Here is a 9,656-nt window from a genome sequence, read left to right on the forward strand (position 1 = left end):
CCCCTCGGGCAGCCGTCAGGCGCTCCCCGCGCCCCCGCCCCCCGCGCGCCGCCGCGCGCCGGATGCGCCGAGCGCCCGCAGGCCCTGGAGGAGCAGGCGCAGGCCGAATTCGAAGTGGGCCGTGAAGTCGGTGCTGGTGAGGGTGGGCAGGGCGGCGGCGAGATGAGGGAACGGCCCGGACTCCACCGCCCGGCGCAGGCGTTCGGGGTCCGCCATGTCGTCGTCGCCGGGCCGGAGGGCGGCCTGTTCCTCCAGGGTATGGCCGAGCGTGTAGTTGACCACCGCCATCAGGGCGCGGCCCGCGTCCTCGTCGTTGAAGCCCCCCTCGCGCAGCACACCGGTCACGGTGTCGGAGAAGCGCAGGGTGTGCGCCCCCGTCGAGTGCGTACCGGCGAAGACACGGGCGCCGTCGCGGTGGGCGAGCAGGGCCGTGCGCATTGCTCTGGCAAGGCCGGCCAGGCGCTCGTCCCAGTCGCCGCCCTCCCGGGGTGCGGGGATGTCGGCCAGCATCCGCTCGGCCATAGCGGTCAGCAGGTCCTGCTTGGTGGCGAAGTGGCGGTACAGCGCCCCGGCCTGCACGCCGAGGGAGTCGGCCAGGCGGCGCATGGTCAGTTCGTCGAGACCGAGGGAGTCCAGCAGGTCCAGGGCGGTGTCGACGGTGCGTGCCCGGTCGAGCCGGGCGGGCCTGCCTCGGCCGGCGCTTGACGTGGAACTCATGGGACCCACTATAGTGAACAGCGTTCTCGTGAACGTCGTTCACTAAATGGAGGGCCTCCTCATATGCATGCCCAAGTCATCGTCGTCGGCGCCGGACCGACCGGCCTGATGCTCGCTTGCGAGCTGGCGCTGGCCGGCGTCCGCACCCGGATCGTCGAGCGTCGCACCGAGCCGCAGCGGGACTCCCGCGCGCTGACGCTGCACCCGCGCAGCGTGGAGCTGATGGACCTGCGCGGCCTCGCGCCCCGGTTCCGCGCGCTCGGACGTACGGTGCCGGGCTGGCACTTCGCGAACCTGGACACCCAGCTCGACTTCGCCGCGCTCGACAGCCGGCACGGCTACACCCTGTTCCTGCCCCAGGCACGTACCGAATTCCTGCTCCAGGAGCGGGCGTTGGAGCTGGGCGTGGAGATCACCCGCGGCTACCGGTGCACCGGCCTCTCCCAGGACGCGGACGGTGTCGAGGTGCAGGTCCGCGGGCAGGGCGACCACGCCGAGACGCTGCGGGCGCGGTATGTCGTCGGCTGCGACGGCGGTCGCAGCGGGGTGCGCGAGGCCGCCGGTATCGCCTTCCCCGGCACGGAGGAGACCCTGACCGGGGTGCTCGGGGACTTCGCGACGATCGACGCCGAGCCGTCCGCGCTCGACAGGGCGCGGGCGCACGGTGTGCTGGTCGCGCCGTTGGAGGGTGGGCTGACCCGCCTGGTGTATCTGGATCCGGAGCGGATGCGCACCCCGAGCGGTGTGCCGGTGACCCTGGAGGAATTCCGTACCTCGCTGACCCGGATCTGCGGCTCCGATCTCGGGGTAGCCGAGCCGCGGTGGCTCTCGCGCTTCGGCAACGCCACCCGCCTCGCGGACAGCTACCGCCGCGGCCGCGTTCTCCTCGCGGGCGATGCCGCCCACATCCACTTCCCCGCGGCCGGCCAAGGGCTGAACGCCGGTCTCCAGGACGCCATGAACCTGGGGTGGAAACTGGCCGCCGAGGTGAACGGCTGGGCGCCGCCCGGTCTGCTGGACAGCTACGTCGCCGAGCGACGGCCGGTCGGGCAGGCCGTCACCGAGAACACCGAGGTGCAGACGCTGCTCGCGGAGCTGACGCTCGTCCCGCAGTATCGCCGCCCCGCCGCCGCGCTGCGCGGTCTGCTCAACGACCTGCTGGGCATCCCGGAGGTCAATCGCCGAATCGCCGGCCAGGTTTCCGCCCTCGCCACCAGCTACGCGGACCCCGGTGCCCACGCCGCCGACCCGTTGGTGGGCCGGCGGATGCCCGACATCGGACTCATCGCCGCCGCACCGGCGGCGACACGGGCCTACGAGCTGTTCTCCCGGGGCCACTTCGTCCTGTTCGACCTCACCGGAGACACCGGCTCGGGGCGGACCGCCGACACCGCAGGAGACGCGCGGGTCACCACCGTCACCGTCATGCGGCACGACGACCATCCGGAACTGGACGGAGTCACCGAGATACTCGTCCGCCCCGACGGGCACATCGCCTGGGCCACTCGCGGCACCGAGCCGGACGCCCGGCGCGCCGAGCGCGACGCCGCCCTCGCCGCCTGGGCCGGCGTGACGCGGGAGGTGGCCGCCCGATGACCGTAACCCGTCTCAACCCCCCGGGCGTGTACCACCCGCCCGGTGCGTTCACCCCGGTGGTCACCGTCGAAGGCGTACGACTGGTGCAGCTGTCGGGCCAGGTCGCCTGGGACACCGAGGGACAGCCTGTCGGGCTGGGCGACTACGCGGCCCAGGCGGAACAGATCGCCCGCAATCTCGACGCGGCGCTCGCCTCGGTCGGCGCCACCCGGGACGACATCATCCAGGAGACCGTCTTCGTCGTCGACTACACCCCCGAGCTGCTGCCCGCGATCTTCGGACCGCTGCGGGCCGGAACCGTGCAGACACCGGCCAGCACGCTGGTGGGCGTCTCGGCGCTCTTCTCCCCCGACTATCTGGTCGAGGTGCAGGTGGTCGCCGCGGTTGACGCGGTCGGCCCGGTCGGCGCGGCTCCGGCCGACGCGGCTCCGGCCGACGCCGAGTGAGCCGCCGGGTGTGGAGCGGGAGCCCGGGGAGGCTTTGGGGAGGGTCCCGAACCCGGTGCCCACTCGCCGCATCCGGGTGAGGAGCCCGGGAGACGCCCCGATGGTGCGGAGGAACGGCTCGGCTCCCTTGCTCAGCCCGGACAGTGCGTGTCGCTCGTCCACGAGTACGAAGGCGACGCGCCGGATCACCTCGACCGGGCCGACCTGGGGCCGAGGCCAGGAGACCGGGGGTCGGGGCTGGGGCTGGGGGCTGGAGGCTTGGGGGCCGCAGGCTTGGGCTGAGGGCCTCGGGATTCAGCCTGCGGCCCCGGCTCCCAGCCCCGGCTCGTCCGTCAGGAGACGGACGGGCCGTCAGTAGTCGAAGCACTCCCGGCCCGTGCCGTCCGCCGGTATGAAGCACAGCCGCAAGCCGGTCCGGTCCGCGCCGCCGACCATCATCGTGAAGCGGTAGGCGCCCGTATCCGCCGTGTTCCTGACCGCGACTCGACGGGGCCGGGAGCCGGGGGCCGAGACCTCGATCGCGTCCCCGACCTTCGCATGCCAGATCCGGCCCCATGCGGCGGCGCACACGTCGCTGTAGCGGATCTCCACACCCGCACCGGTTCTGGTGCGGCGCTGCGGCCCGAGCGACTCCACCCGGCCGGGCAGTGCGCAGGACATGGGTCCGGGGTCCTTCCCCTCGCACGTCTTTCCCCGGCACCCGGGGGCGGGGTCCAGCACGGGGGACGCCAGGCTCGTCGGGTGCCCGGCCCCCGGCCCCAGCACGGACGGTGCCGCTGCCACCGCGACGGCGGCCACCGCGGCCGCACCCACGCCGACCGTGAGCAGCCGCCAGGGCCGTGCCCGCCCGGGGGCGCCCGTGACACCACCCACGTCACCCGCGGTGGCGGCGTTGGCCGCCGTGGCCACGGCACCCGCAGTGGCCTCGGGAGGCGAGACGGGCGCGGGCGGAGGCGGCACGGCGGGACGGCTGTGCCGGGCGCGCCCGCTCCACTCGGCGTCCGCCAGCTCCCACAGCGCGAGCAGTCGTCCGGCGGGCTCCCCCGCCGTCGCGCACAGCGCCTCGACGGCCTGCCGGGGCACCGGCTTCTTCCCGTTGAGATAGCGCTCCCACGACGATTTGCTGTACGCGGTGCGCTCGGCCAGCGCCACCAGGCTCAGACCCGTACGTGCCCGCACTTCGCGCAGCCCCTCGGCCAGGGCCACGCACTCCGGTGCGGAGGCGGTCATCGGCGCAGCACCTGCCAGGTGTGCGGGCCGACGATGCCGTCCGCAGGCAGCCCGGCCCGCTTCTGCAGACGCGCCACGGCCGCGATGGTCCGCTGTCCGTAGACCCCGTCCACGGTGCCCGGATCGAGCTTGTGATGGCGCAGCAGGCACTGGGCCTCCACCACATCCCAGCCCGGTCCCGCGAGGATGGCGGTGCCCGTCGTGCTGTACCCCGCGCCCAGTCCCCCGCCCGCCGTGCGGCCCTCGCGGACCTCACAGGGGTAGGACTTGCCCATCTGGAAGACGTACCGGCCGGGCCCCTGGGTGGCGGTGGCGGTACTGCCGCTCGGCCGTGGGCCGGGCGTGCCCATCACCGCCCTGGCCGCGTCACCCCGGCCGTCGTCATCCCTCCAGGGCGCGGGTATCAGGGTTCCGGTGCCCAACCCCACGAGCGCGGCGGCCACGACGGCGGCGAGGGCGACGGACCTGCGCACCCCCGGCGGCCGGAAGCCCCCCGCCGCCGCGGACCGCTCCCCCGCCGCCCCCGACTCCTCCGCCGACGCCGCGGATTCGGTTGACCCCGCGGATTCCTCCGCCGACCCCGCGGGCCCCTCGGCCGCACCGGCACGCTCGGCAGCCGATCGGCTCCCGGCTCCGCGCCCGCCGTCGTCCTTGGCACCGGCCGAGGAGGACGACGCGACTCGCTGCTGCCACGCTTCCTCGGCCACCTCGTGGAGCACCAGCAGCCGGGTCGGCTCCGTCCCGGTGGCCCGTGCCAGCTCCTCCACCGCGTGCCGTGGCGGCAGCGCCTTCCCGTTGAGATAGCGCTCCCACGACGAGCGGCTGTATCCGGTCCTGGCCTCGAGCGCGACCAGGCTCAGCCCGCTGCGGTCCTTCAGTCTCCGTAACTGCACGACCAGTTGCCGAACTCTCTGGTCCAGCGAATCCGGCAGTTCCTTCCAACGCGACATGCTCCACCCCACACGCGTCAGGCATCCCCCGAGGCCGTCGCCTCCTTGTTCTGTTGGTACACCCCGCGCGGGCTCCGGGTTCCAGCCGAGGCGCCACGCTCGCATATTTCGGCCATGTCTGACGAAGCCGGACGTCCCAGGGATGCCGCACCCCGTCCCGCATCCCAGCAGGTCAACGCCTGAATGTCCCACGCTGCCCCAGCTGGGCCGACCTCGCTGGCCCGCACCCGGATTGGCCGGCAATCTACGGAGGGCGGACCGGACGGCGCGGTCCACCCCGCGCCGTCCTCGCCGTCTTCGCCCTCCTCGCCGTCCTCGCCGTCCTCGCCGTCCTTCAGCCGCAGCCACCAGGGAAGAGACATGATCAAGGTCAGGTCCCTCGTCGCCTCGACGGCAGCAGCCGCCGCCCTCGTCACCGGCTTCGCGGGTGGATGTCACCGGCTTCGCGGGCGGCCGACCACCGTCCCAGCCCGATGGGCACCCTCCCGGGCGCGCTGTGCGGCAGGCGGCAGGCGGCACGCCGAGGAGACCTGGCCCGCGCCTTGGCTAATCTGCACGCGTGACCACCGATCTGACCCTGCTGCCGCGTGTCGCCTATCGCGGACAGGAGGTCACCGCGCCCCGGCTCCGCGGTCTGCTCGCGCTGCTCGCGGGCGACGTGCGCACGGGCTGCAGCACCGAGTGGCTTGTGGCGGGGCTGTGGCCGGACGAGTTGCCGGAGCGGCCGGGAAAGGCGGTGCAGGTTCTGGTGTCCAGGGCGCGGGCGCTGCTGGGCGCCGATGTCCTCGCGACCACGCCCACCGGATACCGGCTCACGCTCACCGAGGACCAGGTCGACAGCTCCGCCGTGCTGCTGCACGCCGCCGCGAGCGCGGACCGGGCCAGGTCCGGGGACCACGCGGGCTCGCTGGCCGCGGCCGAGGCCGGACTCGCGCTGTGGGACGGCGCCCCTGACGGGCCCGGCGGCACCGGCGACCCCGTGGCCGCGTTGCGCGCCGAGCGCGCCGCCGTCCGCGGCACGCTCGTACGGGCGCGGGCCCTCGCGCTGGCCCGGCTGGGGCGGCACGCGGAGGCGGCCGGGCCGCTGGCCGTGGTCGCCGCGGAGCGTCCGCGCGACGAGGAGGTGCTGGCCGTGCTGCTGCGCGCCGAGGCGGCGACGGCGGGCCCGTCCGCGGCGCTGACGCGGTACGAGGCGTACCGCCGCGAGCTGCGCGACGCGCTCGGCACGGACCCGGGCGCCGGGCTGAGGGCCGTCCACCGGGAGCTGCTGCGCGGCGAGGCACCCGCGGTCAGGCACGGCGTGCCGCACGAGCCGAACCCGCTGCTGGGCCGGGAGGATGACATCGCGGCGGTGGAGCGGCTGCTGAGCGCCTCCCGCGCGGTCACCGTCGTCGGCCCCGGCGGCCTCGGCAAGACCCGGCTCGCGTACGCCGTCAGCCGCCGGGCCGGGCAGCCCGCGGTGTATTGCGTGCCGCTCACCGGCGTCACGGCGGACGAGGACGTGGCCGCGGAGGTGGCCTCCGCGCTCGGCGCGGGAGAGGGGCGGCCCGGCGCCAGGAGCGGCCTCGCCTCGGCCGACCCGGTGACCGGCATCCGCGGCGTGCTCGGCTCCGGGCCCGCGCTGCTGGTGCTGGACAACTGCGAGCACGTCATCCGGGGCGCCGCCGAGCTGGTACGGGCCCTGGTCTCGGCCTCGAAGGAACTGCGGGTACTGGCCACCAGCCGGGCCCCGCTGGACCTCACCTCGGAGGCGGTGTACGCGCTGCCGGAGCTCGGCCTCGACACCTCGGTCGAGCTGTTCACGCAACGGGCCCGGGCCGCCCGGCCCGGTGTGGAGCTGCCGCCGGACGCGGTGACCGAGCTGTGCCGCCACCTCGACGGGCTGCCGCTGGCCGTGGAGCTGGCCGCGGCGCGGGTGCGGGTGCTGTCGGTGCCGGAGATCGCCCGCCGCCTCGGCGACCGGTTCGCGCTGCTGCGCGGCGGGGCCCGGGACGTACCGGAGCGCCACCGCACGCTGCACGCGGTCGTGGAGTGGAGCTGGAACCTGCTCGCGGAGGACGCCAGGGCCGCGCTGCGCACGCTGTCCGTCTTCCCCGGCGGCTTCTCCGGCGAAGCGGCGGAGCGGGTGCTGGGCGAGGACGCGCTGTTCCTGCTGGAGCAGTTGGCCGGTCAGTCGCTGCTCACCATCGCCGACACCCCGGTCGGCGTGCGGTTCCGGATGCTGGAGACGGTACGGGAGTTCAGCGCGGCGCGGCGTGCGGAGGCGGACGGGGACGAGGAAGCGACCGGCCGGTTCCTCGCCTGGGCGCGGGACTTCGGGGTCGCGTACCACGACGTGCTCCTCGGCCCGGAACCGCTGCTCCACTGGGAGCGGATCGAAGTCGAGCAGGACAATCTGGTGGCGGCTCTGCGGCACGCCCTGGCCCGTGCGGACGGCCCCACCACCGCCGCCGTCACCGCCGTTCTCGCCGCACTGTGGTCCACCGACTCCAACTACCCCCGCCTCGCCGCCCTCGCCGCCGACACCGCGTCGCCGCTGTCCCACTACCACCCCGAGCCCGGGCACGTCGAAGTGGCGCGCACCGCCGCGGTCTTGTGCCTGGTGAGCCTCTTCATGGACTCCGGCCCGTGCGTCGCACGCCACCTCGCCACTCTCCGCCGGCTGCCCACGGCACCGCCGGACACGCTGCCGCGCGCCACCGCCGTGGTGCTGAGCGCGGGCCCCGAGATGCTGCCGCCCGACTACGACGTGCTGCGGAAGCTCTGCGCCAGCGAGCGGCCACTGGTCGCCGCCGTCGCCGAGGGCTTCGCCAGCTACGTCTGGGAGCACGAGCACGACATCGACCGCGCGCTCGCCTCCGCTCGCCGGATGATCGCCGCACTGGCGCCGATCGACAACCCGGCCCTGCGGGTCATGGGCTACTCGCGGATGAGCGAGCTGTGCTTGAAGACGGGGCGGGGCGAGGCCGCGTACGGATACCTCAGAGCCGCACTCGAGGCGCTGCCACGGCTCGGCGACGAACGCGACTACATCGGCATCCGCTGGGGCCTGGCCCTTGCCTGTCTGCAGCGCGGCGATCCGGGCGAGGCCGAGTACTGGCTGCGGCAGGCGGAGGGCGACGGCACTCCGCAGGAGGACCCCTTCTACAGCCCCGACCTCGGCGTGCGCGCAGAGATAGCGCTCTTCCAGGGGCTGTCGGAGGCCGGGCTCGGCCTGTGGCGCCGTGCCGTGGAGCGGATACCCGGGGCCGGCTCGACGCACCGCGGCGACCCCTGGCTCGACCCGTGGGCGCTGGAGATCCAGTCGGCGGCGGTGACGGCGCACGCGTACGCCGGCCGCCTCGAGCTCGTCGCGGAACCGGTCGACGGGTTGCGGCAGCGGCTGCGCACGCTGCTTGCCGCCCCGTCCCGCACGCCCCTGGAGTTCCCCGTGTACGGAACGGTGCTGCACGCGCTCGGCGTGGCGGGCCTCGCGTCCGGCGACGCCTCCGCCGTACGGATGATCGCGCTGGCCGAACGGCTGCGGGTGCTGCGCGAGTTCCAGCCGACCATGTCGGCGGCCCGCGCCCGGCGGGCGGCCGAGGACGCCGACCGGGCGGCGTACGCCGACGCGGTGTCGGCGTACGCCGCCCTGGGGCGGGACGAGCTGCGGGATGCGATCCGCGCACTCATTTCGGGTCGCGCTTGAAGAGCGATGTCGACCAGAAGTAACCGAGTACGGTCAGGCCCAGGCACCAGACGATCGCGATCCATCCGTTGTCGCCGATCTCGCTGCCGAGCAGCAGCCCGCGCAGGGTCTCGATGGCGGGCGTGAACGGCTGGTACTCCGCGATCGGCTGGAACCAGCCCGGCATCGCGTCGACCGGGACGAAGGCGCTCGAGATGAACGGGAGGATGATCAGCGGCAGTGCGTTGTTGCTGGCGGCCTCGGCGTTCGGACTGATCAGGCCCATGCCGACGGCGATCCAGGTGAGCGCCACGGCGAAGAGCACGAGCAGCCCGAATGCCGCGAGCCACTCCAGGACCGTGGCGTCCGTGGACCGGAAGCCGACGGCCACGGCGACGGCGCCGACGAGGACCACGCTCCGGATCGACTGGAGCACGCTGCCGACGACGTGCCCGATCAACACCGATCCGCGGTGGATCGCCATCGTACGGAAGCGCGCGATGATGCCCTCGGCCATGTCCATCGAGACGGACACCGCGGTCCCGGCCGGGGTGGCGCCGATGGTCATCAGCAGGATGCCCGGGACGAGATAGGCGATGTACGCGGAGCGGTCGGCGCCGCCGTGGCCGATGCCCGCGCTCATCACGTCGCCGAAGACGTAGACGAAGAGCAGCAGCAGGACGATCGGTGTCAGCAGGAGGTTCAGGGTGAGCGACGGGTAGCGCCGCGCGTGCAGGAGGTTGCGGCGCAGCATCGTGGACGCGTCGCGTACGGCGAGGGAGAGGGAGCTCATCGGGCCGCCTCCTCCATCTGGTGGGTGCCGCTGGTCAGGGCGAAGAAGACGTCGTCGAGGTCGGGGGTGTGCACGGTCAGCTCGGCTGCCTCCACACCGGCCGAGTCCAGCTGGTCGAGGATGGCGCGCAGTTCGCGTTGGCTGCCGTTGGTGGGGAGCCGGAGGGTGAGGGACTCGTCGTCGCGGGTGGTCTCGCGCAGGGCGGAGGCGGCGGCCCGGTACGCGGCCGGGTCGGCGAAGCGGAGGCGGACGTGCCC

The 9,656-nt window shown here is 74.2% G+C and carries 7 protein-coding genes and 1 pseudogene; 3 read left to right on the forward strand and 5 right to left on the reverse strand.

Annotated elements, in window-relative coordinates; genetic code table 11:
* Window positions 1-15: 15 nt before the first annotated feature.
* Window positions 16-717 carry a TetR/AcrR family transcriptional regulator gene (locus tag AXW62_RS18780; RefSeq protein ID WP_060945538.1) on the reverse strand — a complete coding sequence of 234 codons (702 nt, stop codon included), beginning with the start codon at window positions 715-717 and terminating at the stop codon, window positions 16-18.
* A 63-nt stretch (window positions 718-780) separates the two neighbouring features.
* On the opposite strand from AXW62_RS18780, the gene AXW62_RS18785 reads away from it, so the two are divergent.
* Window positions 781-2,313 carry a monooxygenase gene (locus tag AXW62_RS18785; protein ID WP_060945539.1) on the forward strand — a complete coding sequence of 511 codons (1,533 nt, stop codon included), beginning with the start codon at window positions 781-783 and terminating at the stop codon, window positions 2,311-2,313.
* Window positions 2,310-2,759 carry a RidA family protein gene (locus tag AXW62_RS18790; protein WP_060945540.1) on the forward strand — a complete coding sequence of 150 codons (450 nt, stop codon included), beginning with the start codon at window positions 2,310-2,312 and terminating at the stop codon, window positions 2,757-2,759. The genes AXW62_RS18785 and AXW62_RS18790 overlap by 4 nt, the downstream gene beginning before the upstream one ends.
* Before the next feature lie 351 nt (window positions 2,760-3,110).
* Here the strand turns inward: AXW62_RS18790 and AXW62_RS18795 are convergent, their stop codons facing one another.
* Both AXW62_RS18795 and AXW62_RS18800 read right to left on the reverse strand, forming a co-directional pair.
* Window positions 3,111-3,989, reverse strand: coding sequence for a helix-turn-helix domain-containing protein (locus AXW62_RS18795; RefSeq protein WP_060945541.1), 879 nt, complete (start codon window positions 3,987-3,989; stop codon window positions 3,111-3,113).
* Complete coding sequence (locus AXW62_RS18800; protein WP_060945542.1) at window positions 3,986-4,939, reverse strand: peptidoglycan-binding protein; 954 nt, start codon at window positions 4,937-4,939, stop codon at window positions 3,986-3,988. The genes AXW62_RS18795 and AXW62_RS18800 overlap by 4 nt, the downstream gene beginning before the upstream one ends.
* 559 nt (window positions 4,940-5,498) lie before the next feature.
* On the opposite strand from AXW62_RS18800, the gene AXW62_RS18810 reads away from it, so the two are divergent.
* A complete protein-coding gene (locus tag AXW62_RS18810) occupies window positions 5,499-8,627 on the forward strand; it encodes an ATP-binding protein (RefSeq protein ID WP_060945544.1) in 3,129 nt (1,042 codons plus the stop codon).
* On the opposite strand, the gene AXW62_RS18815 is transcribed toward AXW62_RS18810, so the two are convergent.
* Window positions 8,608-9,399, reverse strand: coding sequence for an ABC transporter permease (locus AXW62_RS18815; RefSeq protein ID WP_060945545.1), 792 nt, complete (start codon window positions 9,397-9,399; stop codon window positions 8,608-8,610). The genes AXW62_RS18810 and AXW62_RS18815 overlap by 20 nt on opposite strands.
* Window positions 9,396-9,656: pseudogene (locus AXW62_RS18820) on the reverse strand (ABC transporter); the annotation flags it as partial. The gene AXW62_RS18815 and the pseudogene AXW62_RS18820, both read right to left, overlap by 4 nt.

It is taken from the genome of Streptomyces hygroscopicus subsp. hygroscopicus, assembly GCF_001553455.1.
Lineage (GTDB): Bacteria > Actinomycetota > Actinomycetes > Streptomycetales > Streptomycetaceae > Streptomyces > Streptomyces hygroscopicus.

Bases quoted from the DNA above. Each gene is read 5' to 3' on its own strand.
- AXW62_RS18780 (WP_060945538.1), bottom strand. From the start codon at position 717: ATGAGTTCCACGTCAAGCGCCGGCCGAGGCAGGCCCGCCCGGCTCGAC.
- AXW62_RS18785 (WP_060945539.1), top strand. From the start codon at position 781: ATGCATGCCCAAGTCATCGTCGTCGGCGCCGGACCGACCGGCCTGATG.
- AXW62_RS18790 (WP_060945540.1), top strand. From the start codon at position 2,310: ATGACCGTAACCCGTCTCAACCCCCCGGGCGTGTACCACCCGCCCGGT.
- AXW62_RS18795 (WP_060945541.1), bottom strand. From the start codon at position 3,989: ATGACCGCCTCCGCACCGGAGTGCGTGGCCCTGGCCGAGGGGCTGCGC.
- AXW62_RS18800 (WP_060945542.1), bottom strand. From the start codon at position 4,939: ATGTCGCGTTGGAAGGAACTGCCGGATTCGCTGGACCAGAGAGTTCGG.
- AXW62_RS18815 (WP_060945545.1), bottom strand. From the start codon at position 9,399: ATGAGCTCCCTCTCCCTCGCCGTACGCGACGCGTCCACGATGCTGCGC.